The organism is Pseudocitrobacter cyperus, from assembly GCF_039889165.1.
In the GTDB taxonomy this organism is placed as follows: domain Bacteria; phylum Pseudomonadota; class Gammaproteobacteria; order Enterobacterales; family Enterobacteriaceae; genus Pseudocitrobacter; species Pseudocitrobacter cyperus.
Genome location: NZ_JAYMYY010000011.1, coordinates 19,441 through 44,973, shown reverse-complemented (window position 1 = coordinate 44,973; position 25,533 = coordinate 19,441). Strand labels below are relative to the sequence as shown.

Genomic DNA, 25,533 nt, shown 5'->3' with positions numbered 1-25,533 from the left:
TTTGCCAATAAAAATGGGGCTTTTCAGCCCCATCAACAGTGATGAATATGCATTGAACGCGATTATAGGATAAAACGGCTCAGATCTTCATCTGCAACCAGCGCATCCAGGTGTTTGCTCACGTATTCCGCATCAATTGTGATGCTTTGGCCATTCAAATCACTGGCATCGTAGGAAATATCTTCCATCAGACGCTCCAGAACCGTGTGCAGACGACGTGCACCGATGTTCTCGGTGGTTTCGTTAACCTGCCATGCGGCTTCGGCAATACGTTTGATACCGGATTCCGTAAATTCGATATTCACGCCTTCGGTCGCCATCAGCGCTTTGTACTGAACGGTAACGGACGCGTTTGGCTCGGTCAGGATGCGTTCGAAATCGCTGGTGGTCAGCGCCTGCAGCTCAACACGAATTGGCAGACGACCCTGCAGTTCCGGGATCAGGTCAGACGGCTTCGCAACCTGGAATGCACCAGAAGCGATAAACAGGATGTGGTCAGTCTTGACCATACCGTGCTTGGTGGAAACGGTGCAGCCTTCAACCAGCGGCAGCAGGTCGCGCTGTACGCCTTCACGGGACACGTCCGGGCCAGAGGATTCGCCGCGCTTACAGATTTTATCGATTTCATCGATGAACACGATACCGTGCTGCTCAACAGCGTCGATGGCGTCCTGCTTCAGCTCTTCCGGGTTCACCAGCTTCGCCGCTTCTTCTTCAATCAACAGCTTCATCGCATCTTTGATTTTCAGCTTACGCGGTTTCTGCTTCTGCCCGCCCAGGTTCTGGAACATGGACTGTAACTGGCTGGTCATCTCTTCCATTCCCGGAGGCGCCATGATTTCAACGCCCATCGGTGCGGCAGCGAGATCGATCTCAATCTCTTTGTCATCCAGTTGGCCTTCACGCAGTTTTTTGCGGAATGCCTGACGCGCGGCAGACGGTTCAGCCTGCTGTTCCGCCTGGCCCCAGTTGTTTTTTGCCGGTGGGATCAGCACGTCGAGGATGCGCTCTTCCGCCATCTCTTCCGCGCGATAGCGGTTTTTCTCGATGGACTGTACGCGCACCATTTTGATCGCAGAATCGGTTAGATCGCGGATGATAGAGTCCACTTCTTTACCGACATAGCCCACTTCGGTGAACTTGGTCGCTTCCACTTTGATGAACGGCGCATTCGCCAGCTTCGCCAGACGGCGAGCGATCTCGGTTTTACCAACACCGGTTGGGCCGATCATCAGAATGTTTTTCGGGGTCACTTCGTGACGCAGCTCTTCATCAAGCTGCATACGACGCCAGCGGTTACGTAAGGCGATCGCAACGGAGCGTTTGGCCGCGTCCTGACCAATAATGTGTTTGTTCAGTTCGCTGACAATTTCGCGTGGGGTCATTTCAGACATGGTCAATCCTTACGCTTTAGACGGTAATTCTTCAATGGTGTGGAAGTGGTTGGTGTAAATGCAGATATCACCTGCAATATCCAACGCTTTCTCAGCAATGTCGCGCGCGCCCAGTTCGGTGTTTTCCAGCAGAGCACGGGCTGCGGCCTGGGCGTATGGGCCGCCAGAACCGATAGCAATCAGGTCATTTTCCGGCTGCACGACGTCGCCGTTGCCGGTAATGATGAGTGACGCGGTTTCATCCGCGACGGCAAGCAGGGCTTCCAGCTTGCGCAGCATACGGTCAGTACGCCAGTCTTTCGCCAGCTCAACGGCGGCTTTCACCAGGTGGCCCTGGTGCATCTCAAGCTTACGTTCGAACAGCTCGAACAGGGTGAAGGCATCAGCGGTGCCGCCAGCAAAACCGGCGATCACTTTGTCGTTGTACAGGCGACGAACTTTTTTCACGTTGCCTTTCATCACGGTATTGCCAAGCGTAGCCTGTCCATCACCGGCGATTACGACGTGGCCGTTACGGCGAACACTTACTATTGTTGTCACGAGCAGACCCCTTGTTGCAAATACGGAATAGGGGCCCCGCAAGCTTTGCGGGGCAGAATGTCATTATAGATGGGGGGTATTTCGGGGGTTTCAACCCCCGGAAGCGAGTCTTATGCAGTTTCCGTGACCGGCCATTTTCAGGCGGCTGAGGGTGCCATCGGCGTTGTCTTTGCCTTTGATAGGCCCAATGACCACGCGGTTCCAGCCGTTATTGGTAGTGATTTTTGAGTCGAAGCCTTCAAACGCCAACTGAGCGCGCACGGTTTCAGCCTGCTCTGCGCCTTTAAACGAACCACACTGCACCATCCAGCGGCGTTCGTCTTTTTTCTCTGCCGTTTGCTTTGGCGGAGTTGTTTCACGCGTGACTGGCGCGGCAGCCTGCTGTTTTGGCTGCGTTGTCGTCGTGTGCGCAGGCGTTTGCAGCAGATCCTGATATGGCTCCTGGTTAGAGGCGGCGGCTTTCGGCTGCTGCGTCTGACGCGGCGGCTGGGTTTGCTGCTGGCGCGCAGGTTGTTGCGTTTGCGTGCGTGGCTGCTGCACAGGTTGGGTTTGCGCCCATTGCTGCTGCTGCGCTTGCTGCGCCTGTTGGGCTAAACGTTGGCGTTGCAGCGTCTGCTGGCGCTGTTCCGGCGTTTGTTCGTTCCACGGCACTTCCGTCAGTTGCGTCGGCTGCTGGCGCATATCCGCCTGCATTTGCGCAAGTAACTGACGTTGCTCATCGGTCAACTGGTTCGGGTTCATCACATCACCGCCCGCAGACGGTTCTGTAGGCGCGCGAACGCCCGGCTGGCGACTTTCCAGCTCTTTAATGTAGCGCCAGCGCTCTTCCGGCTTCGGCGGCAGGCCATTCCCCGTCATCTGACGGCTTTGCAGCGTTTCAGAATCTTCTTTTTTATGATGGGTAATAAAGTACAAGCCACCGATAAAGGCGACGACTACCGCGGCGGCAATGGCCACCATCGCCGGTGAAACCGCCGGGAAGCTACTTTGATTTTTCCGCGAACTCCGCGAGGTGCTCTTTTTGCGCCGCGAAGGAGCCTGTTGGCTGCGGCGTACATAATCTCGTTGTGCCACTATCGTTTCGCTGTATTTACTCGTTCGTGAACCCGACATGTTACTTAAGCGACGAGGCTTTGACCAGACAAGCAGTCCGAAAGCCCTGTTCTTTTATGTCATATTTTTTGTGTACTGCCGCGAATCACCAGTTCACAGTCAAGTAAACGCGATCCGCTGTCGACATATTGCCCGCTGAGCTGATTCAGTAACAGGAGCATGGCTTCCCGACCAATGTCGAAACGTGGCTGGGCGACGGTGGTCAGCGGCGGGTCGCAAAACTCGGACAATGAGATGTTATCGAAACCGATAATTGATAGATCTTCCGGTACTTTCAGCCCGTTGCGTTTTGCGCAGGAGAGTGCCCCCAGCGCCATAATATCGCTATGGCAGAAGACTGCCGTTGGCGGATGCGGCAACGCCAGCAACTGTTCGAGCGCATGTGAACCCGCTTCATAGGTGAAGTTGCCGCGCGCAATGTAGTGCGGGTCAACCTCGACCCCACTGCGACGCAGAGCCTGCACATAGCCCTGCAGGCGGTAGTGGCACAGGGGCATCTCTTCTGGCCCGGCGATACAACCGATGCGCTTGTGCCCCAGTTCATGCAGATAGTTGACGGCGTTGAAGGCGGCGGTGAGGTTGTCAATATGCACCGTCGGCAGCCCCAGTTCAGGGGCAAATTCGTTAGCCATCACCATCGGCGGCAGGTTGCGCTGTTCTTCAATACTGGCGTCGAACGGCAGGCGGGAGCCGAGCAATAGCATGCCATCGATCTGTTTGGTGATGATTAAATCAATGAAGGTTTTTTCCTGCTGATTCTGATGCGCGCAGTCGCCAATCAGTACCAGATAGCCCTGTGCGGCGGCAGTCACTTCAATACCGCGAATTACTTCGCTGAAGAAAGGGTCACAAATATCGGGCACGATGACCAAAATCGTCCGGGATTCATTTCGTTTCATGTTACGCCCCTGCGCCTGCGGGAGGTAACCCACTTCCAGTGCGGCCTGCTCAACGCGATTTCTCGTTGCCTGTGAGACCTTTTCGGGGTTCATTAATGCGCGTGATACGGTTGCCGTGGAGACTTTCGCCTGCAAAGCAACGTCTTTCATGGTTGCGGCCACAACCGGTTTTTTAGCCTTCACCTGATTCTCTCCTCGCTAACTGGCGCAGACACGTCCTCTGTGTCTGACATCACCAACACTTTTATCAGATAGTTAATCCGATCTGTTACAGAATTTTCATAAAAAGTGTGATGATTGTTAGATTCCTCGATCTTGCTCGCAACCCTGGCACTTATCCCTCAATCGGGTCGACATCGAGAACCCATTTGACTTTGCGCGCTTCGGGCAAGGTGTTGATGAGAACAATTGCGCCGTTAACAATATGTTGCAGACGCACGCGGGAAGGGTGTTGTAGCAGTATTTGCCAGCGATAACGGCCGCCACGTTTAGGCGCGAGAGCGGGAACCGGGCCGAGAACCCACAGTTTTTCATCCGCCAGCGGGCTTGCCTGTAGCAGGTTGCGCAGTTGCTGTAAAAATACGGGAGCCTGCTGATTATTGTGATCTTCTGCACGAATCAATACATGGCTGGTCCACGGCGGCAACTGCATGGTTTGGCGTTCAGCCAGCGCCTGCTCGGCAAAGGCATCGTAGCCTTTATAGAGCAGCGTTTGCAGCAGCGGGTGATCCGGGTGGTGGGTTTGTAAAACCACTTCGCCCTGCTTCCCGGCACGCCCGGCGCGCCCGGAAACCTGAGTATAAAGCTGGGCAAACCGCTCTGCGGAGCGGAAATCGGCGGAGAAGAGCGCGCCATCGACATCCAGCAACGCTACCAGGGTGACATCCGGAAAGTGGTGCCCCTTCGCCAGCATTTGGGTGCCAATCAGAATACGCGCGCCGCCGCGATGTACTTCTGCCAGATATTGCTCCAGCGCGCCTTTGCGACTGGTGGTGTCACGGTCGATGCGCGAGAGCGGTACGCCAGGGAAAATTGGAGCCAGCACCTGTTCAAGCTGCTCTGTGCCCAGCCCAACCGGCACCAGGTGCGTAGAGCCGCAGGAAGGACACTGGCGCGGGATCGGGCGTTGGCTGTCGCAGTGGTGGCAGCGCAGGTGATGCTGGGACTGGTGAAGCGTGTAGTAGCTGTCGCATCGTGGACATTCGGCAATCCAGCCGCAGTCGTGGCAGAGCAGTGTGGGCGCGAAACCGCGACGGTTCAGGAACAGGATCACCTGGTTGTCGGCCTGTAAATGCTGGCGCATACGGTTTATCAACGCCGGAGACAATCCAGCCTGAAGCTGTTGGCCTTTTAAATCCAGTACGTGCTGCGTGGCCGGGCGCGCATTACCGGCGCGGCGCGTCAGGCGCAGCAGATGATATTTATGCTGGCGCACGTTGAGCAGCGTTTCCAGCGCCGGCGTCGCAGAGCCGAGAATAATCGGGATTTGCTCACTATGCGCGCGCCAGACAGCAAGATCGCGGGCGTGATAGCGCCAGCCTTCCTGCTGCTTGTAGGAGCTGTCATGCTCTTCATCGATAACGATCACGCCAAGATTTTTAAACGGCGTGAACAGTGAAGAACGCGTACCGATAACAATCGCCGCCTCGCCGCTTTTCGCTTTCAGCCAGGCGTTCAGACGTTCGCTGTCGTTGAGCCCCGAGTGCAGCACTTCCACCGGCGCATTAAAACGTTCACGAAAACGCGCGATAGTTTGCGGCGTCAGGCCAATTTCCGGCACCATCACCAGCGCCTGTTTCCCCTGCGCCAGCACGTTCTCCAGCACGCTGAGGTAGACTTCGGTTTTACCAGAACCCGTCACCCCAGCTAATAACCAGGCGGAAAAACTGTCCGAGGCGCTGTGTATGGCGCCGACAGCGGTAGCCTGTTCGGTATTGAGCCGCAGACGTTCGCCAATAGAAGAGTAGCCTTCGCGCCAGTCGATTAACGCGGGCGCTTCGCTCGCCAGTTCGCTTAAACCTTTACTGCGCAGCGACTGCAAGGCCGCTTCGGTAAATTCCAGTTCAGCGACCTGATGACGCCAGATTTTCCCCTGACGCAGCGCAGCCAGCGCCTGTTGCTGTTTTGGCGAGCGCTTCAGGCTGTTGATATCCACCGCCTGGCCCTGCTCGGTGGCAAACCAGTACCACAGCGGCGCGTGGCTGGCCGGTTTCCCCTGGCGCAGCAGAATCGGCAGCGCGTGGAACAGCACATCACCAATGGGATGATGATAGTAATCCGCCGCCCACAGCAACAGTCGCCATACCGAGGTGGTGAACACCGGTTCGCTGTCGAGCACCTCAACAACCGGCTTCAGTTCATCCAGCGGCAGTTCGCTTTTTTCGCTGACTGATACCACCATGCCAACGCGTTCCTGTTTACCGAACGGCACGCGAACGCGACATCCCGCTTTGGCGCTGAGGCCTTCAGGCAGCAGATAGTCAAACGTACGCGGCAGCGGAACGGGCAGGGCGACGTGGGCAACAGGCATTTTTTCTTCCTGGACTTGAAAAGTGGCGGGTTAGTATACACATTGTCTTCAGGTGAAGAACGGATCAGTTTGCATACACTGCTCAGATTCTGTATGATCCGCCGCCTTTGATGCAGAAAAAATGCGTCGAAAGCCGAGAAGTTTACTATCAACATCGCGTGGTGTCTGGCGTTAGGGCTGGAAGAGCGACGCGGCCTTAACTGAGGTTTCCCATGAAAAAAGGTATTCACCCGAATTACGTAGAAATTACTGCAACTTGTTCTTGCGGTAATGTTATCAAGACTCACTCCACTGCGGGTCATGATCTGAACCTGGACGTTTGTGGCGCATGCCACCCGTTCTACACTGGTAAGCAGCGTGACGTTGCTACCGGTGGCCGTGTTGACCGCTTCAACAAGCGTTTCAGCATCCCGGGCAGCAAATAAGTTTTGCTTCTCAGAAAAAGGCGCCGAAAGGCGCCTTTTTTGTGGCTGAAAGAAGGGCACACGCCAGAGTGAACCCTGCTTACATCAATATTCCCACGTCTCCGGGTCAATACCCAGCTCACGCATAATCACCTTTGCCTCTTCCGGGATTTCATCGCTGCGCTCTTTTCGCAGGTCTTCATCGTTAGGTAACGGTTGGCCTGTAAAAGCATGCAGGAACGCTTCACACAGCAGCTCGCTGTTGGTGGCGTGGCGCAGGTTGTTCACCTGACGACGCGTGCGTTCATCGGTGAGGATCTTCAACACCTTCAGAGGAATGGAAACCGTAATTTTTTTTACTTGCTCACTCTTCTTACCGTGCTCAGCGTATGGGCTGATATATTCGCCGCTCCATTCAGCCATGAGATACCTAATCCTCTTCGTCATTAGTAAAAGGCCGGGCGTTAACCCTGACCATAATCGCGCGTAGTTTACCGTAGTGGCGCGGCTCTGACACGATATGAGCCGTCGCAGTTGTGCGCTAATGCATATAATTTTAACGGCTATTCGCCTTTTGCTCAATCTATACGCAAAGAAGTTTAGATGTCCAGATGTATTGACGTCTATTGTTGCAATGTTTACTCTGGAGCCTGACATTTCACCGATTAAGTCAGGAACGAATCACCATGACCCGTAAACAGGCCACCATTGCAGTGCGCAGCGGTTTAAATGACGACGAACAGTATGGTTGCGTTGTCCCGCCGATTCATCTTTCCAGTACCTATAATTTTACCGGTTTTAATGAGCCGCGTGCTCATGACTACTCTCGTCGCGGCAACCCGACGCGTGATGTGGTGCAGCGTGCGCTGGCCGAGCTGGAAGGTGGCGCGGGCGCGGTGATGACCAATACGGGCATGTCAGCAATTCATCTGGTGACAACCGTGTTCCTGAAACCGGGCGATCTGTTAGTTGCCCCGCACGACTGCTATGGCGGCAGCTATCGCCTGTTCGACAGCCTGGCGAAACGCGGTTGCTATCGCGTGAAGTTTGTCGACCAGAGTAACGAGCAGGCGCTGCTTGCGGCCCTGGAAGAGAAACCAAAGCTGGTTCTGGTGGAAAGTCCGAGTAATCCGCTGTTACGCGTGGTGGATATCGCGAAAATATGCGAACTGGCGCGTAAAGTTGGCGCAGTGAGCGTGGTGGATAACACCTTCTTAAGCCCGGCGCTGCAAAATCCGCTGGCATTGGGCGCGGATCTGGTGTTGCATTCATGTACGAAATATCTGAACGGCCATTCCGATGTGGTCGCCGGCGTGGTGATTGCTAAAGATCCGGACATGGTCACTGAACTGGCGTGGTGGGCGAATAATATCGGTGTGACCGGTAGCGCCTTCGACAGCTACCTGCTGCTGCGCGGTCTGCGCACGCTGTCGCCGCGTATGGAAGTGGCGCAACGCAACGCTTATGCGATTGTCGATTTCCTGAAAAAACAGCCGCTGGTGAAAAAACTGTATCATCCTTCTTTGCCGGAAAATCAGGGGCACGAGATTGCCGCCCGCCAGCAGAAAGGGTTTGGCGCGATGCTCAGCTTCGAACTGGACGGCGACGAGCAGACGCTGCGCCGCTTCCTGAGCGGGCTGTCGTTGTTTACGCTGGCGGAATCGTTGGGTGGGGTCGAGAGCTTAATCTCCCACGCCGCAACGATGACTCACGCGGGCATGGCGCCGGAAGCGCGCGCCGCCGCCGGGATTTCTGAGACGCTGTTGCGTATCTCAACCGGTATTGAAGATAGTGAAGACTTAATTGCCGATCTGGAAAATGGCTTCCGGGTTGCAGCCGAGGGATAAAAATGAGTGTGATTGCGCAGGCAGGGACGAAAGAACGTCAACTGCATAAATTTGGTGGCAGTAGTCTGGCGGATGTGAAGTGTTACCTGCGTGTTGCCGGGATTATGGCGGAGTATTCTCAGCCTGGCGATATGATGGTCGTTTCCGCCGCCGGTAGCACCACTAACCAGTTGATTAGCTGGCTGAAGCTTAGCCAGAGCGATCGTCTTTCTGCGCATCAGGTTCAACAAACGCTGCGTCGTTACCAGTCAGAACTGATCAGTGGCCTGCTGCCCGCAGAGGTTGCCGATGGCATGATTAGCGAATTTATTCACGACCTGGAACGTCTGGCTGTACTGCTGGACGGCGGCGTGACCGACGCGGTGTATGCGGAAGTGGTGGGGCATGGGGAAGTGTGGTCGGCGCGCCTGATGGCTGCCGTGCTGCAACAGCAAGGGCTGGAATCCGCGTGGCTCGACGCGCGCGAGTTTTTACGTGCCGAACGCGCCGCGCAGCCGCAGGTGGATGAAGGTTTGTCTTATCCGTTGCTGCAACAGTTAATGGCGCAGCATCCTGGTAAGCGCCTGGTGGTGACCGGGTTTATCAGCCGCAACAACGCGGGCGAAACCGTGCTGTTGGGGCGTAATGGTTCGGACTACTCGGCGACACAAATCGGTGCGCTGGCGGGCGTGTCCCGCGTGACCATCTGGAGCGACGTGGCTGGCGTTTACAGCGCCGACCCACGCAAAGTGAAAGATGCCTGCCTGCTGCCGCTTCTGCGTCTTGATGAAGCCAGCGAACTGGCTCGCCTGGCGGCCCCGGTGCTGCACGCGCGTACTTTACAGCCGGTCTCCGGTAGCGATATCGACCTGCAACTGCGCTGCAGCTATACGCCGGATCAGGGCTCCACGCGCATCGAACGCGTACTGGCCTCCGGCACGGGCGCGCGCATTGTCACCAGCCATGACGACGTCTGCCTGATTGAATTTCGCGTGCCGGCAAGCCAGGATTTTAAACTCGCGTACAAAGAAATTGATCAGTTGCTGAAACGCGCGGGTATCCGTCCGCTGGCTGTAGGTGTGCATAACGATCGCCAGTTGCTGCAGTTCTGCTACACCTCTGAAGTGGCGGACAGTGCGCTGAAACTTCTTGATGAAGCGGGGCTGCCAGGCGAACTGCGTTTGCGCCAGGGTCTGGCGTTGGTGGCGATTGTCGGAGCGGGCGTTACCCGTAATCCGCTGCACTGCCACCGTTTCTGGCAGCAACTGAAAGGCCAGCCAGTAGAATTTACCTGGCAGTCGGAAGAGGGCATCAGCCTGGTGGCCGTACTGCGCACTGGCCCAACGGAAAGCTTGATTCAGGGTCTGCATCAATCTGTGTTCCGCGCAGAAAAACGCATCGGTCTGGTTTTGTTCGGCAAAGGCAACATTGGTTCTCGCTGGCTGGAACTTTTCGCCCGCGAGCAGAGCACGCTTTCGGCACGAACCGGGTTTGAGTTTACCCTCGCGGGCGTGGTGGACAGCCGCCGCAGCCTGCTGAGCTATGACGGGCTGGACGCCAGCCGCGCACTGGCATTCTTCGAGGATGAAGCGGTCGAACAGGATGAGGAGTCTCTGTTCCTGTGGATGCGCGCTCATCCCTATGACGATTTAGTGGTGCTGGATGTGACCGCCAGCGCACAGCTTGCCGATCAGTATCTCGATTTCGCCAGCCATGGCTTCCATGTTATCAGCGCCAACAAACTGGCCGGGGCGAGCAGCAGCCACAACTATCGTCAGATCCACGACGCGTTCGAAAAAACCGGGCGTCACTGGTTGTATAACGCCACCGTCGGTGCGGGGTTGCCGGTGAACCACACCGTGCGTGACCTGATCGACAGCGGCGACAGCATTCTGTCCATCAGCGGGATTTTCTCCGGCACCCTTTCCTGGCTGTTCCTGCAGTTTGATGGCACCGTGCCATTCACCGAACTGGTGGATCAGGCCTGGCAGCAAGGCTTAACGGAGCCTGACCCGCGGGACGATCTCTCCGGCAAAGATGTGATGCGTAAGCTGGTGATCCTGGCGCGTGAAGCGGGTTATGACATCGAACCGGATCAGGTGCGTGTTGAATCGCTGGTACCTTCCCACTGCGAGGATAGCTCTATTGACCACTTCTTTGAAAATGGCGATGAGCTGAACGAACAAATGCTGCAACGCTTTGAAGCGGCACAGGAGATGGGTTTGGTGCTGCGTTATGTGGCGCGCTTCGATGCTAACGGCAAAGCGCGCGTCGGCGTCGAAGCCGTGCGCCCGGAACACCCGCTGGCAGCGCTGCTGCCGTGCGATAATGTCTTTGCTATTGAAAGCCGCTGGTATCGCGATAACCCGCTGGTGATCCGCGGCCCTGGCGCGGGGCGTGATGTAACGGCCGGGGCGATTCAGTCGGATATTAACAGGCTGGCGCAGTTGTTGTAGTCCTGGGTGAGAGAAAGCAGTATTTGCGTTACGCGCCCTGCGGAAAGCGGGGCGCTGTGAGTAAATTTTGTCTGTTGATGTAGCCAGTGGATAAAGTGTCTGCTGGTTGCTAAAGAGAGCATTTTTGCTTTGCTGTTATTTCCGCCTGTTAATGCACACACCATCTTACGGTTTTTTCCCTGCTCCCAGCGTTGCCACTGATTTTTCCACCAACCATGGTATGTTGTTCCCTGGAAATGCCATGGCGTATCGGCGTTACTGTCACTGATTTCCTCTTCAATAAACCAAATCTCACCTTGTTGTTGGCGGAACTGGTCTGCCCAGGCTGTAATAATTGCGCCTCTGAGAAAACATTCGTGTGAGATGATATGTGTTTTGATATCTGGAAAGCGGATTTTCAGTATTCTGAAATGCCCGTGTGCCGTGATAACCGGGCGTAGTATGGCTCCCTTGCCGTTGCGCTTGAGCACCGCGCTTCCATACTGAATTTCATCGAACTGGCTCCGGCGCAGGAATTGCGCTTCACGCATATCTACCCTCTGCACGATATCGCTGTGCTGCACAGTTGGCTCTGTGTTGCCCCTGTAACAGTACCGCAGACTGTCTCCTGTCTGATGTTGCGTATAATTCGTGGAGAGATGAAGAATGTTGCCGCGAGCGGCGTCAAGACTGACTAAAACATACAGCTTTTGTCCCGCGCTGGCTCCCTGAAAGGGTAGGAGCAGTGGAACGGTTTCAATGGACCGGGGATGCGTAATTTCTCTTGCTGGCTGCTGTTTCGGCGTCCAGACCTTTTTGCACGAACGACATTGAATGCGCTGTGTTCCCTGTGGGTTGTGTCCATAAAAAATCGTTTCTTTACAATAGCATGATGGGCAAAAATGCCCTTTTTCTGCGGCATACGCAGTCAAGTGAACCGACAACCAGTCACGAAATTGTTGTTCGTCAAACAAAGGGGGGTAACTCCCGCATGCCTGGCAGTGCAGTGCCGGATAACCCAGTTTATAGTCTGGCCAACTGTAATCTGCCGATGAGGCCAATCCCAGATTTCGGCAACCGAACGTTTTACAGACATTAATCGCAAACGGATTTGTCATATATCACCAACGATTTTATAAGGTCGTTGATTTTGTCCTGCAATTATCGCCTGCGGATGTGAGTATTCTCACATAAAAAAGCCTTTCAGAACGTAATGTAGCAAACCTTAATACGACTGAAAGGAACTCTTCATGAAAATTAAAATGCTTGCTGTGGGTATCGCATTAACACTGCCGTTTTGGGCCTGTGCCAAAGATGTCACGATTATTTATACCAACGATCTCCATGCGCATGTTGAGCCTTACAAAGTTCCGTGGATCGCTGATGGCAAAAGGGATATTGGCGGGTGGGCAAATATCACCACCCTGGTAAAACAGGAAAAAGCAAAAAACAAAGCTACATGGTTTTTTGATGCCGGAGATTACTTTACCGGGCCATATATCAGTAGCCTGAGCAAAGGCAAAGCTATTATCGATATTATGAATACCATGCCCTTTGATGCCGTCACGATGGGAAATCACGAATTTGATCATGGCTGGGATAACACCCTGTTGCAGTTGAGTCAGGCTAATTTTCCCATTGTGCAGGGTAATATTTTCTATCAGAACAGCAGTAAATCATTCTGGGATAAGCCTTATACCATCATTGAAAAAGACGGCGTGAAAATTGGTGTTATTGGTTTGCACGGTGTATTTGCTTTCAACGATACGGTATCTGCCGCCACGCGCGTGGGTATTGAGGCGCGTGATGAAATTAAGTGGCTGCAACGCTATATCGATGAACTCAAAGGCAAGGTTGATTTGACCGTTGCATTGATCCACGAAGGTGTTCCGGCTCGCCAGTCCAGCATGGGTGGAACAGATGTACGCCGTGCGCTGGATAAAGATATTCAGACGGCAAGTCAGGTGAAAGGGTTAGATATTTTGATCACCGGACACGCGCATGTGGGGACGCCGGAACCGATTAAAGTTGGTAAGACGCTGATCCTCTCAACTGACAGCGGCGGAATCGATGTGGGTAAGCTGGTTCTGGATTACAAAGCGAAGCCGCATAGCGTGACAGTCAAAAATTTCGAGCTTAAAACCATTTATGCAGATGAGTGGAAACCCGATCCGCAAACGAAACAGGTGATCGATAGCTGGAATAAAAAGCTTGATCAAGTGGTGCAGCAAACGGTGGCGCAATCGCCGGTTGAACTGAAACGCGCTTACGGCGAATCGGCTTCACTGGGTAATCTGGCGGCGGATGCATTGCTGGTCGCCGCGGGTAAAGACACCCAGTTGGCCTTAACCAACTCCGGGGGTATCCGCAATGAGATCCCGGCTGGCGCGATTACAATGGGCGGCGTCATCAGTACGTTCCCGTTCCCCAATGAACTGGTCACGATGGATCTCAGCGGCAAACAATTGCGCAGTTTGATGGAACATGGCGCGAGTTTAAGTAATGGCGTTTTACAGGTCTCTAAAGGCCTGGAAATGCAGTACGACAGCAATAAACCAGTTGGCCAGCGGGTCGTCACACTGACTCTTAATGGCAAACCGATTGAAGATACGACGGTTTACCATATTGCCACTCAGAGTTTCCTCGCTGATGGCGGCGATGGTTTTACCGCGTTTACCGAAGGTAAAGCGCGCAATACGACGGGCGGTTATTACGTTTATCACGCCGTGGTTGATTACTTCAAAGCGGGCAACACCATCACGGATGAACAGCTAAACGGTATGCGCGTGAAGGATATTAAATAAAAGTCCATATTGTGGCTGCCTTATCCGACCTGCGCAAAAACGGAGGTCGGATAAGTTTGGCGTTATGGTTGATGAGCAAAGACTTCTTTTGCCGCGAACAAGCCATTCAGCGCCGCCGGGAAACCAGCATAAACCGCCATCTGCATGATCACCTCAGTAATTTCTTCCTGCGTTAACCCCACATGAAGCGCCGCCGCAATATGCACTTTCAATTGTGGCGATGCGTTTCCCAATGCGGTCAATGCCGCGACGGTGGCGATTTCACGACTGCGCAAATCCAGACCCGGGCGGGAATAGATATCACCGAAGGGAAATTCAATCAGGTAACGGGCAAAGTCTGGAGCGATATCTTGCAGACTTTCGACAACTGCATTGCCTCCTTTACCATCCACTTTCTGCAACATGTTCCGGCCGGTAATAAAACGTTCTGAATGCATGGGGTAATCCTCATTTATCTCAGGTGTGACACGAGGATAGGCCGCCGGAAGCTGTTTGGATAATACCGTTTCCGTGATACCTTTTCGGTATGACAAACGCCTCCATTCATTCTCTTGATATTCGCCTGCTACGCTACTTTGCCGTGGTGGCGGAAGAGAACAACATGAGCCGGGCGGCTCAACGACTCTTTATGTCGCAACCGCCGCTCAGCCGTCATATTCGCCAGCTTGAGGAACGCCTGGGGGTAACGCTGTTTGTCCGCCATACCCGCGGGCTAACGTTGACGGAGGAAGGGGCGCGCGTACTGGCGATCGTGCGTCCGCTGCTGGCGATGCAGGAGAAAACCTATGCTGCGCTCGATAAACTGGGTGTGGCAAAAGGCCCGCTGCTGCGTATTGGGCTGACCACGGCGTTTGAACAGGGTGTTTTTACGCCTTTAGAAGATCGGTTACGTGCGCAGGTCGATTCGTTGCGTATTGTGCGCCGTGATTCTCTGGAACTGGTGCGTCAGGTGCAGCGAGGAAAACTGGATGCGGCGCTGGTGGCGCTGCCGCTTGAGACCAGCGGATTATCCGTTATATCACTCGACTGGCAAGAAGCGTTGATTGCTGCCTTACCCGCCATCTGGCCTGAGGCAGAATCGGCTTCGCTCTCTTTACTCTCGTTAAATTCGCGTCCTTTATTCTGGTTCAAGCGAGAACGTAATCCGGCTTTTTTTGATTACACCCGGCAGCGTTTCCAGCGCGCCGGTTATGTGCCATCCTGCATCGAAGAGCCTCTCGAACATGATGTTCTGCTCGCCAGAATCGCAAAGGGAGAGGGGCTTAGTCTGCTTCCGGCATCTTTCGCCGCCATTCAGCGGCAGGGCGTTGTTTTTCGGCCATTATCAGACAAGAGTCTGCGGGTCAGCGCAGGCGTTGTGGTATTACCAGAAAAGCAGGCGAAACTTGAGTGGCTGATTGCGTTATTGAGAAGCCACTGTATCGCACCTGAGTAAGATGAATATTTTTCATCTTCCCTGAATATTCCTCACCGTTTACGCGGATCTTTCTATTGACCTTATCTGCCTTTTCCTTCATCTTTACTTCTAGACGTCTAAATGGATGGATGTTTACAACACAACAAATAATGACACGCGATTGATGAGGTAAGGTATGAGCTTTTTTCACGCCAACCAGCGGGAAGCCCTGAATCAGAGTCTGGCCGAAGTCCAGGGGCATATTAATGTTTCGTTCGAATTTTTCCCGCCGCGCACCAGTGAAATGGAGCAAACCCTGTGGAACTCTATCGATCGTCTGAGCAGTTTGAAGCCAAAGTTCGTCTCCGTCACCTATGGCGCCAACTCTGGCGAGCGTGACCGCACACACAGCATCATTAAAGGCATTAAGGATCGCACCGGCCTGGAAGCGGCACCGCATCTGACCTGTATTGATGCGACGCGTGATGAGCTTCGCACTATCGCACAGGATTACTGGAACAACGGCATTCGCCACATCGTCGCCCTGCGCGGCGACCTGCCGCCAGGCAGCGGTAAGCCAGATATGTATGCGGCGGATCTGGTCGCTCTGCTGAAAGAGGTTGGCGATTTTGATATCTCCGTTGCCGCTTACCCGGAAGTGCATCCGGAAGCGAAAAGCGCACAGGCCGATCTGCTGAACCTGAAACGCAAAGTGGATGCGGGTGCGAACCGGGCTATCACTCAATTCTTCTTCGATGTAGAGAGTTATTTGCGTTTTCGCGATCGCTGTGTCTCAGCCGGCATTGATGTCGAAATTATTCCAGGCATCCTGCCGGTCTCCAACTTTAAACAGGCGAAGAAATTTGCAGACATGACCAACGTGCGTATACCGGCGTGGATGTCGACGATGTTTGATGGCCTGGACGACGACGCGGAAACGCGCAAACTGGTTGGGGCAAACATCGCGATGGATATGGTGAAAATTTTAAGCCGGGAAGGAGTGAAAGATTTTCATTTCTATACACTTAACCGCGCTGAAATGAGCTACGCCATCTGCCATACGCTGGGCGTCAGACCTGGCTTATGATGAAAGAAGCCCTCTTCGTAGGGCTTTTTTACATTCGTTTTGATCTACATCTCTGTCACTAAAAATTAAACGTTTCTGGCTATCGAATCTGTGGATTATTTCAATTATAACTAAACTCTAATGCTGTATATCGTAACGGTAACATTGTAGAGGGAGCATATTGATGAGTACGTCAGACGATATTGAGAACAAAACATCTGCAGGGAAGTGCCCTTTCCATCAGGGCGGACACGATCAGAGTGCGGGTGCTGGGACGACCAGCCAGGATTGGTGGCCAAAACAGCTTCGTGTGGATCTTCTTAATCAACACTCCAACCGTTCTAACCCGCTGGGTGAAGACTTCGATTATCGCAAAGAATTTAGCAAACTGGATTACGCTGCTCTGAAAGGCGACCTGCGTGCGCTGTTGAGCGAATCGCAGCCGTGGTGGCCTGCCGACTGGGGTAGCTATACCGGTCTGTTCATTCGTATGGCGTGGCACGGCGCAGGGACTTATCGTTCCATCGATGGTCGTGGCGGTGCTGGTCGCGGTCAGCAACGTTTTGCGCCGCTAAACTCCTGGCCAGATAACGTGAGCCTGGACAAAGCGCGTCGCCTGCTGTGGCCAATCAAGCAGAAATATGGCCAGAAAATTTCCTGGGCTGACTTGTTTATCCTTGCCGGTAACGTGGCGCTGGAAAACTCCGGCTTCCGTACCTTCGGTTTTGGTGCCGGGCGTGAAGACGTTTGGGAACCGGATCTCGATGTCAACTGGGGTGATGAGAAAACCTGGCTTGCTCACCGTGACCCGGAAGAGCTGGCGAAACGTCCGTTAGCCGCCACCGAGATGGGCCTGATTTACGTAAACCCTGAAGGCCCGAACGCCAGCGGTGAACCGCTTTCCGCGGCTGCGGCGATTCGCGCGACCTTTGGCAATATGGGGATGAACGACGAAGAGACCGTGGCGTTGATCGCCGGTGGTCACACGCTCGGTAAAACCCACGGCGCAGGCCCGGCAACCCATGTAGGGCCAGATCCGGAAGCCGCACCGATTGAAAACCAGGGCCTCGGCTGGAAGAGCGATTTTGGCACCGGCGTCGGTAAAGATGCGATTACCTCTGGTCTGGAAGTGGTGTGGACGCAGACCCCGACCCAGTGGAGCAACTACTTCTTCGAGAACCTGTTCAAATACGAGTGGGTTCAGACTCGCAGCCCGGCTGGCGCAATCCAGTTTGAAGCTGTTGATGCGCCTGAAATTATTCCAGATCCATTCGACCCGTCGAAAAAACGTAAGCCAACTATGCTGGTGACTGACCTGACGCTGCGTTTCGACCCGGACTTCGAAAAAATCTGCCGTCGTTTCCTCAACGACCCGCAGGCGTTTAACGAAGCCTTCGCGCGTGCATGGTACAAGCTGACGCACCGTGATATGGGGCCAAAAGCGCGTTATATCGGGCCGGAAGTGCCGAAAGAAGATCTGATTTGGCAGGATCCGCTGCCGCAGCCGACCTACCATCCGACGGAAGAAGATATTCTGAGCCTGAAAGCGGAAATCGCTGCTTCTGGTCTCTCGGTGAGTGAACTGGTTTCCGTGGCGTGGGCCTCTGCGTCTACCTTCCGCGGTGGCGACAAACGCGGTGGGGCGAACGGTGCGCGTCTGGCACTGAACCCGCAGCGCGGCTGGGCGGTGAATGCCACTGCAGCTCGCGTGCTGCCGGTGCTGGAAAAAATCCAGCGCGCCTCTGGCAAAGCGTCTCTGGCTGATATCATTGTGCTGGCAGGCGTTGTCGGTGTGGAGCAAGCGGCAAGCGCCGCAGGCGTTAGCGTTCATGTGCCGTTCACGCCGGGCCGCGTAGATGCGCGCCAGGATCAGACCGACATCGAGATGTTCGAACTGCTCAAACCTATCGCTGATGGTTTCCGTAACTATCGTGGCGAGCCGGGTGCGGCGACCACCGAATCCCTGTTGATCGACAAAGCTCAGCAACTGACCCTGACCGCGCCGGAACTGACGGTGCTGGTGGGTGGTCTGCGTGTTCTGGGCGCGAACTTCGATGGCAGCAAGCACGGCGTCTTTACCGATAATCCGGGCGTACTCAGCAACGATTTCTTCGCGAATCTGCTGGATATGCGTACCGAATGGAAGGCAACTGACGACGCCAGCGAACTGTTTGAAGGCCGCGACCGCCAGAGCGGCGAAGTGAAATACACCGCTACCCGTGCGGATCTGGTATTCGGTTCTCACGCCGTACTGCGCGCGCTGGCGGAAGTGTACGCCAGCAGCGATGCCCACGTGAAGTTTGTGAAAGACTTCGTGGCGGCATGGGTGAAAGTGATGGAACTTGACCGCTTCGACCTGCAGTAATGTCATAGCGTAACCCTTCAGCGACTGCTTTGCGGTAGTCGCTGAAGTTTTTTTTGAGGCGTATAGTGCACGCAGAAATCGTCACTCTACGGGATTCATTATGTCTGCCTCAGGAAAGAGCAACCCCCTGGCCATCAGCGGCCTCATCATTCTGACCCTCATCTGGAGCTATAGCTGGATTTTCATGAAGCAGGTCACGGGCTACGTTGGCGCGTTCGACTTCACTGCTTTGCGCTGTATTTTTGGCACCCTCGTTTTATTCCTTGTCTTGCTGCTACGCGGTCGCGGCCTGCGCCCGACGCCGTTTAAGTTTACCTTCGCTATCGCCTTACTTCAGACCTGCGGCATGATTGGATTCGCCCAGTGGGCGCTGGTGAGTGGCGGTGCGGGGAAGGTCGCTATCCTCACCTATACCATGCCATTCTGGGTGGTGATCCTCGCCGCGCTGTTGCTGGGCGAGCGTTTGCGACGCCTGCAATACGCTGCGATTGGTATCGCTGCTGTAGGATTGATATTCGTGATGCAGCCGTGGCAGCTTGATTTCAGTTCAATGAAAAGCGCGCTGCTGGCGATTCTTTCCGGTATAAGCTGGGGAGCGAGCGCTATCGTCGCCAAGCGGATGTACACCCGTCATCCGGGGATTGATCTGCTGTCGTTAACCGCCTGGCAAATGTTATATGCCGCGCTGGTGATGAGCCTCGTAGCCTGGCTGGTGCCACAACCGGAAATCGACTGGCAGCCTATCGTTTTCTGGGCGCTGGCCTATAGCGCGATACTGGCGACGGCGCTGGCCTGGAGTCTGTGGCTGTTTGTGCTGAAAAATTTACCGGCCAGTATCGCCAGCCTGAGCACCCTGGCTGTACCGGTCTGCGGCGTACTGTTTTCCTGGTGGCTGCTGGGTGAGAATCCAGGCCCGGTCGAAGGTGCGGGGATTGTGCTGATTATCCTGGCGCTGGCGGTGGTGAGCAGGAAGAAGCGTGAAAGGGTGGTCGTGAAACAAAGCTAAACCATTGTTGGTCGGGTAAACGTAGCGCCACCCGACCAACAACGATCAATCAGGCCTTATTAGCCATTATTCCCACTCATGCAGAAAACGTTGACCGTACTGGTCGGCAACCAGCAGCGCTGCGTAAACGCGATCCGGGTCGGCACCGCCAGGCATGTTGTGGATGGTTTCGCCTTCCGCGCAGGACGCTTCAGCGACTTTACGCATTTTCGCCGGGATATCCTCTTTGATATCCAGTTGCGCGAGGGTAATCGGTAGGCCGACTGAGTGGCACAGGGCGGCGACGGTTTCAATCTCTTCTACCGGCGCGTTCTCGAAGACCAGTTGCGCCAGCGTACCAAACGCCACTTTCTCACCGTGATAATAATGATGCGCATCCGGAATGGCCGTCAGACCGTTGTGGATAGCGTGCGCAGCCGCCAGGCCGCCGCTTTCAAAGCCGACGCCGCTCAGGTAGGTATTTGCTTCAATCACGCGTTCCAGCGCCGGGGTAACGACGTGTTGCTCCGCCGCCAGCATCGCTTTTTCGCCTTCTTCAATCAGCACGTTGTAGCACAATTCGGCCAGCGCCAGCGCGGCCTGCGTGCAATTCCCGCCCGCCATGGTGGTAGCGCCGCTACGTGAACAGGCGCGGGCTTCAAACCAGGTCGCCAGCGCATCGCCGATACCGGCGGCCAGCAGACGAGCCGGTGCGCCCGCGACGATTTTGGTATCGACAATGACCACGTTCGGGTTGTGCGGCAGCAGCAGATAACGATCAAATTCGCCGTCGTCGGTGTAGATAACAGACAGCGCGCTGCACGGCGCATCGGTAGAGGCGATGGTCGGTGCGATAGCGACCGGAAGTGACATAAAGTGCGCCAGCGCCTTAGCCGTATCCAGCGTTTTACCGCCGCCGATGCCCAGCACGGCGCCACATTGCGCTTTTTCCGCCACGCCGCGCAGGCGGTCGATTTCGTTTTGTGAACATTCGCCGCCGAATGGGGCGATTTCCAGCGCCAGACCCGCGTCGCGGAAGCTTTTCTCCAGTGCGGTCTGGGCAAAACCTAAAACAAACTTATCGCCGACAACCAGCCAGCGCTCCGCCATCGGTTTCAGGTAGTCGCCCAGACGGGTGATGACATCGGCGCCCTGGATGTATTTACCAGGTGATTGAATAATGCGATCCATACTCTATTTCCCTCACAGGTTGATGTGACCAAATGCGTTATTCCAGTCCTGCTCAAACTTCTCTATTGCCGACTCTACCGCAGGGGTATTGAGCATTTGTTGCGCTACATCTAAAGGAAGAGTGATCGCTTCACATCCTGCCAGTAGACAATCGAGCGCCTGGCGCGGCGTTTTGAAGCTCGCCGCCAGTACCATGCTTTCCGGCGCGTGGAGTTCCAGCAGGGATTGCAGTTCCTGCACCGTGCGAATACCGTCGCCGCCCTGGGCGTCAACGCGGTTGACGTAAGGCGCAACGTATTTCGCCCCTGCCAGCGCGGCGAGCAGACCTTGCGATGCGCTGTAAACCGCTGTGCCAAGCGTAGTAATTCCCTCTTTTTTCAGCATCTTAATAGCAGCCAGCCCTTCAGTCGTGACCGGGATTTTCACCACAAGCCCCGGGACGGCTTCGCTCAGACGTTTTGCTTCCGCCACCATGCCCGCCGCATCGCGGCTCATGGTCTGGGCGAACAGAATCCCTTCCGGGCCGACCGCTTTTTGCAGACGCGGCAGTACGTCCCAGATCGATTCTTTGCTGGCCGCGACGATGCTTGGGTTGGTGGTCACACCCGCCAGCGGGAAAATACGCGCCAGGCGTTCAACTTCCGCCACGTTGGCGGTATCCAGATACAGTTCCATGATTCGTCCTCTTACAGTTCCAGTTCGTGTTGCAGCAGGCTGGCGATGGCGTCAGCGGACGCGGCATTCACCAGCGCGTTGCGGAAATCTTCGTGCATGATGCGGCGCGCCAGGCGGGAGAAAATTCGCATGTGCTGGTCGCCCGCAGCGTGTTTATTGAGCGTCAGCATAATGATGAACTGCGCCTCTTCGTCGCCCCAGCGCACCGGCGCTTGCAGGCGCGCAACGCTAATGGTCGATTGCTCAATATGTTCTGATTTGCTGTGTGGAATGGCGAAGCTGAAGCCCAGCCCGGTGGAGAACACCGCCTCGCGCGCCCACAGATCCGCCTCCAGCTTGCGCGGGTAGCGGCAGCGTCCGGCCAGCAGCAGATTGTCGGTCATCCCTTTGATCACTTCTTCTTTGCTCTGCCAGTCGTTATCCAGCGAGATGCAGGAGGCGGCGATCAGCGGCGCGTCCTGCTGGCTCATGCGGAACTGCGCCAGCAGGTGTTCCACTTCCAGCGAGGTGCGGCAGGCCATCGCCTGATTGAGCAACTGGCGGCAGGCGCGGCTGTCGAGCTGTGCGAGGCGTGATTTGGTCGCCGGAATTGACGGCGCGCTCATGCTCAGTTCATCCAGCCCCAGGCCAACCAGCAGCGGCAGCACGGAACCTTTTGCGCCCAGTTCGCCGCACAGGCCAATCCATTTCCCCTGGCGATGCACCGCCTGCACGGCGTAATCGAGGGCGCGCAGGAACGCCGGGTTCAGGCTGTTGTAATGACGGGTGACTTTGGCGTTATCGCGGTCGACGGCCAGCAGATACTGGGTTAAATCGTTACTGCCGATACTGAAGAAGTCGATCTCTTCGCAGCACTGATCGATGATGAACATCACCGACGGCACTTCCAGCATGATGCCCAGCGGGATACGTTCATCAAACGGAACGTGCTCGTTGCGTAGTTGCTGTTTGGCTTCTGCCAGTTTCTCTTTTACCCACAAGATCTCTTCCATTGAGGAGATCATCGGGATCATGATCTTCAGCTTGCCGTGGGCCGAAGCGCGCAGGATCGAACGGAGCTGAGTGGTAAACAGTGCCGCATACTCTTCGTAAATACGCACCGCGCGATAACCAAGGAACGGGTTGTTCTCCGCCGGAATATTGAGGTAGTCCACCGGCTTATCGCCGCCGATATCCATGGTGCGCACGATAATGCTGCGGCCATTGGCGGAACCCAGCGCCTGGCAGAAAATGTTATATAACTCGTCCTCGCCCGGCGCGCTGGCACGATCCATATAGAGCATTTCGGTGCGGAACAGGCCGACACCTTCCGCGCCGTTGCCAAATGCCGCCTGCGCTTCTACCGAGTGAGCGATGTTGGCCGCCACTTCGATGCGTAAACCATCGGCAGTACGCGCTTCCTGATTCAGCCAGACGCTTTGTTGCTGACGCAGTTGTTCCTGTACCCAGGCTTCCTGCTGATAGTAGCGGGTAACGGCGTTTTCCGGCGCGACGACAATCGCCCCGGCGTTGCCGTCGAGAAAAATGTGCTGCCCCTGCCAGGTGTGAAGAGCGTCGATATCCACACCAACCAGCGTTGGGATGTTGAAAGAACGCGCAAGGATCACCGTATGCGAGGTGGTGCCGCCGCTTTGCAGCAACAGGCCCTTCAACAATGTTTTATCCAGTTCGAGGAACTGGCTTGGGGTGAGTTCTTCCGCCATGCAGATGGTCGGCTGCGTGAGCTTGCCGGGGGCCGGGAAACGCTGCTCGCCGTAAATCTGCTGCAGCAGTTGATAGCCGACATCGCGCACGTCCAGCGCGCGTTCCTGTAAGTAAGCGCTGCTGGAGCGGGAAAATTCGTCGCAGAAATGGTTGGCGGTACGGATGATTGCCTCCGCACAGCTTAGCCCTTCGTTCACGCCTGCCAGCAGATGCTGGCGAAGAGAGGTATCGGTGGCGAGTGAGCGGTGCGCTTCCAGAATCGCACTGGCGGTAGCGCTGCTGTCGAGCAGATGCAGTTCCAGCATTTTCGTAAGCCGCGCCAGGCCGCTGTCCAGCGCGCTCTGTTCCGCTTCAACGGTGCCTGCTTCAGGTAAATCGGTCAGACGATTCAGATCCAGCGAGGCAAGGCGCGTCAAAACTCCGCCAGCGCTGCCGCTACAGACCGGTTGCGCGCGGAATAGCGTTGGGTTGAGACGGGTGAGTGATTCCGGTAGTGGCGCCTGTTCGACAGTGGTGGCCTGCGCCAGCGGCGCGTCGCACAGGGGAAATTCTTCGTGCAGCCAGCGGGAGAGATGCAGCCAGGCAGCCTGTTCATCTTCGCCGGAAATCAGTAGCTGGCAGGCATCGTTAACCAGCGTATCGGTGCCGATCAGCGCAAGGGCGCTTTTAGCATTGCCTTTACGGTCGGTACGCAGGTTGTGCCATTCAATCGTGCTGGTGAATTTATTGCACTGCGTTTCGACATGGCTGGCGGGGCGCGCATGGACGCCGTTCGGTAATTCACAGACAAACTCAATAACCTGAGCCATCACTTTATCTCCCAAATCATTCGATATGGGGAACAGGATGGAGCGTTGAGTGCGGCAGGGCTATCTGACAAATCTGTCAAAAACTGGATAAATGTAATATCTAGCGCAAAGTGCGAGTTGCTTCACAAGTTACCATTTTAAGGCAGTTCCGGGGGTGGGATGAACTTTTGAGTCCGATCGCATTTTTCTTCTGCGATCACAAATATCCAGTAAATGCAGCTTTTATCCACTGTCTGTCTCTTTGCCAATTGCCTATTGTCTCCACAACTTCTCTATGGATATGGGCAGTAATAGCCCGGGAGCAACTGATGAAAGAGTTGGTGCAAATATTAAAAAACACCCGTCAGCATTTAATGACCGGTGTGTCGCACATGATCCCGTTTGTTGTGGCGGGTGGGATCCTGCTGGCGGTTTCCGTCATGTTATACGGCAAGGGCGCGGTGCCAGATGCCGCTACCGATCCCAATCTGAAAAAGCTGTTTGATATTGGTGTGGCGGGGCTGACCTTGATGGTGCCGTTTCTGGCGGCCTATATCGGTTACTCCATCGCCGAACGCTCCGCGCTGGCGCCTTGCGCCATTGGCGCGTGGGTCGGTAACAGCTTTGGCGCTGGTTTTTTCGGGGCGCTGATCGCCGGGATTATCGGCGGGATAGTGGTTTATTACCTGAAGAAGATCCCCGTGCATAAAGTGCTGCGCTCGGTGATGCCGATTTTCGTGATCCCGATTGCCGGTACGCTGATCACTGCGGGCGTCATGATGTGGGGGCTGGGTGAACCAGTGGGCGCATTGACAGCCAGTTTGACCCAATGGTTGCAGGGCATGCAGCAGGGCAGCATTGTGGTGCTGGCGATCATCATGGGTCTGATGCTGGCCTTTGATATGGGCGGCCCGGTGAACAAAGTGGCCTACGCGTTCATGCTGATCTGCGTATCGCAGGGCGTGTATACGGTAGTGGCGATTGCTGCCGTCGGGATATGCGTACCGCCGCTGGGGCTGGGCCTCGCGACGCTGATTAATCGTAAAAACTTCAGTAGCGAAGAGCGCGAAGCGGGCAAAGCGGCGCTGGTGATGGGCTGCGTGGGCGTGACGGAAGGGGCGATTCCCTTTGCGGCCGCTGACCCGTTGCGCGTGATCCCGTCCATTATGATCGGCTCCGTTTGTGGCGCAGTGACGGCAGCGCTGATGGGCGCACAGTGCTACGCCGGGTGGGGCGGGCTGATTGTACTGCCGGTGGTGGAAGGCAAGCTGGGCTACATCGTGGCGATTGCTGTTGGCGCGGTGGTGACGGCGGTGTGCGTGAATCTCCTGAAAAGTCTGGCACGTAAAAATGCGAAACCGGTCGCGGAAAAAGAAGACGACCTGGATCTGGATTTCGAAATTAACTGATTGAAGAGG

General features: G+C 55.3%; 20 protein-coding genes. 9 read left to right on the top strand and 11 right to left on the bottom strand.

Annotation, left to right across the window (positions count from 1 at the left end; genetic code table 11):
- Positions 1-62: 62 nt before the first annotated feature.
- The 5 genes from hslU to priA form a co-directional block, all read right to left on the bottom strand.
- Positions 63-1,394: an HslU--HslV peptidase ATPase subunit gene (hslU, locus tag VSR74_RS21900; protein WP_108476307.1), complete on the bottom strand. Its 1,332-nt coding sequence runs from the start codon at positions 1,392-1,394 to the stop codon at positions 63-65.
- 9 nt (positions 1,395-1,403) lie between these two features.
- Positions 1,404-1,934: an ATP-dependent protease subunit HslV gene (hslV, locus tag VSR74_RS21895; RefSeq protein WP_015966504.1), complete on the bottom strand. Its 531-nt coding sequence runs from the start codon at positions 1,932-1,934 to the stop codon at positions 1,404-1,406.
- Positions 1,935-2,024: 90 nt separating this feature from the next.
- A complete protein-coding gene (ftsN, locus tag VSR74_RS21890; protein WP_347796654.1) occupies positions 2,025-3,008 on the bottom strand; it encodes a cell division protein FtsN in 984 nt (327 codons plus the stop codon).
- 98 nt (positions 3,009-3,106) lie between these two features.
- Positions 3,107-4,129 carry a DNA-binding transcriptional regulator CytR gene (gene cytR / locus VSR74_RS21885; RefSeq protein ID WP_347796653.1) on the bottom strand — a complete coding sequence of 341 codons (1,023 nt, stop codon included), beginning with the start codon at positions 4,127-4,129 and terminating at the stop codon, positions 3,107-3,109.
- A 151-nt stretch (positions 4,130-4,280) separates the two neighbouring features.
- The gene (priA, locus tag VSR74_RS21880) at positions 4,281-6,476 is read right to left on the bottom strand and encodes a primosomal protein N' (RefSeq protein WP_347796652.1); all 2,196 of its coding nucleotides are present in this window, start codon (positions 6,474-6,476) and stop codon (positions 4,281-4,283) included.
- A 212-nt stretch (positions 6,477-6,688) separates the two neighbouring features.
- Here priA and rpmE point away from each other — a divergent pair, with 212 nt between their 5' ends.
- Positions 6,689-6,901 carry a 50S ribosomal protein L31 gene (gene rpmE / locus VSR74_RS21875; RefSeq protein ID WP_015966500.1) on the top strand — a complete coding sequence of 71 codons (213 nt, stop codon included), beginning with the start codon at positions 6,689-6,691 and terminating at the stop codon, positions 6,899-6,901.
- 84 nt (positions 6,902-6,985) lie between these two features.
- Here rpmE and metJ read toward each other — a convergent pair whose 3' ends face one another.
- A complete protein-coding gene (gene metJ / locus VSR74_RS21870) occupies positions 6,986-7,303 on the bottom strand; it encodes a met regulon transcriptional regulator MetJ (protein ID WP_015966498.1) in 318 nt (105 codons plus the stop codon).
- Positions 7,304-7,566: 263 nt separating this feature from the next.
- On the opposite strand from metJ, the gene metB reads away from it, so the two are divergent.
- Together metB and VSR74_RS21860 are read left to right on the top strand one after the other, a co-directional pair.
- A complete protein-coding gene (gene metB / locus VSR74_RS21865; protein ID WP_347796651.1) occupies positions 7,567-8,727 on the top strand; it encodes a cystathionine gamma-synthase in 1,161 nt (386 codons plus the stop codon).
- A 2-nt stretch (positions 8,728-8,729) separates the two neighbouring features.
- Positions 8,730-11,162, top strand: a complete 2,433-nt coding sequence (locus VSR74_RS21860; RefSeq protein WP_347796650.1) for a bifunctional aspartate kinase/homoserine dehydrogenase II — start codon at positions 8,730-8,732, stop codon at positions 11,160-11,162.
- Here the strand turns inward: VSR74_RS21860 and VSR74_RS21855 are convergent.
- A complete protein-coding gene (locus VSR74_RS21855) occupies positions 11,126-12,259 on the bottom strand; it encodes a cytoplasmic protein (protein WP_347796649.1) in 1,134 nt (377 codons plus the stop codon). The two genes, VSR74_RS21860 and VSR74_RS21855, sit on opposite strands and share 37 nt — an antisense overlap.
- 132 nt (positions 12,260-12,391) lie before the next feature.
- Between VSR74_RS21855 and VSR74_RS21850 the strand changes: the two genes are divergently transcribed.
- The gene (locus VSR74_RS21850; RefSeq protein ID WP_347796648.1) at positions 12,392-13,945 is read left to right on the top strand and encodes a bifunctional metallophosphatase/5'-nucleotidase; all 1,554 of its coding nucleotides are present in this window, start codon (positions 12,392-12,394) and stop codon (positions 13,943-13,945) included.
- A 62-nt stretch (positions 13,946-14,007) separates the two neighbouring features.
- Here the strand turns inward: VSR74_RS21850 and VSR74_RS21845 are convergent, their stop codons facing one another.
- On the bottom strand, positions 14,008-14,382 hold the full coding sequence (locus VSR74_RS21845) for a carboxymuconolactone decarboxylase family protein (protein ID WP_347796647.1): 375 nt from the start codon (positions 14,380-14,382) through the stop codon (positions 14,008-14,010).
- Positions 14,383-14,471: 89 nt separating this feature from the next.
- Here VSR74_RS21845 and VSR74_RS21840 point away from each other — a divergent pair, with 89 nt between their 5' ends.
- The 4 genes from VSR74_RS21840 (at position 14,472) to VSR74_RS21825 (ending at position 19,778) form a co-directional block, all read left to right on the top strand.
- On the top strand, positions 14,472-15,380 hold the full coding sequence (locus VSR74_RS21840) for a LysR family transcriptional regulator (protein WP_347796646.1): 909 nt from the start codon (positions 14,472-14,474) through the stop codon (positions 15,378-15,380).
- A 157-nt stretch (positions 15,381-15,537) separates the two neighbouring features.
- On the top strand, positions 15,538-16,428 hold the full coding sequence (gene metF, locus VSR74_RS21835; protein WP_347796645.1) for a methylenetetrahydrofolate reductase: 891 nt from the start codon (positions 15,538-15,540) through the stop codon (positions 16,426-16,428).
- A 163-nt stretch (positions 16,429-16,591) separates the two neighbouring features.
- Positions 16,592-18,772 carry a catalase/peroxidase HPI gene (gene katG, locus VSR74_RS21830; RefSeq protein WP_347796644.1) on the top strand — a complete coding sequence of 727 codons (2,181 nt, stop codon included), beginning with the start codon at positions 16,592-16,594 and terminating at the stop codon, positions 18,770-18,772.
- Positions 18,773-18,872: 100 nt separating this feature from the next.
- A complete protein-coding gene (locus VSR74_RS21825) occupies positions 18,873-19,778 on the top strand; it encodes a DMT family transporter (protein ID WP_347796643.1) in 906 nt (301 codons plus the stop codon).
- 66 nt (positions 19,779-19,844) lie between these two features.
- Here VSR74_RS21825 and gldA read toward each other — a convergent pair whose 3' ends face one another.
- From gldA to ptsP, 3 genes are read right to left on the bottom strand one after another with little or no spacing between them, the layout of a single operon-like run.
- Positions 19,845-20,948 (bottom strand): bifunctional L-1,2-propanediol dehydrogenase/glycerol dehydrogenase, encoded by a 1,104-nt coding sequence (gene gldA / locus VSR74_RS21820; RefSeq protein ID WP_347796642.1) that lies wholly within the window; start codon positions 20,946-20,948, stop codon positions 19,845-19,847.
- A gap of 12 nt (positions 20,949-20,960) precedes the next feature.
- Complete coding sequence (gene fsa, locus VSR74_RS21815) at positions 20,961-21,623, bottom strand: fructose-6-phosphate aldolase (protein WP_347796641.1); 663 nt, start codon at positions 21,621-21,623, stop codon at positions 20,961-20,963.
- A gap of 11 nt (positions 21,624-21,634) precedes the next feature.
- The gene (gene ptsP / locus VSR74_RS21810; RefSeq protein WP_347796640.1) at positions 21,635-24,136 is read right to left on the bottom strand and encodes a phosphoenolpyruvate--protein phosphotransferase; all 2,502 of its coding nucleotides are present in this window, start codon (positions 24,134-24,136) and stop codon (positions 21,635-21,637) included.
- 308 nt (positions 24,137-24,444) lie between these two features.
- Here ptsP and VSR74_RS21805 point away from each other — a divergent pair, with 308 nt between their 5' ends.
- Positions 24,445-25,524 (top strand): PTS fructose transporter subunit EIIC, encoded by a 1,080-nt coding sequence (locus VSR74_RS21805; RefSeq protein ID WP_347796639.1) that lies wholly within the window; start codon positions 24,445-24,447, stop codon positions 25,522-25,524.
- Positions 25,525-25,533: the final 9 nt, after the last annotated feature.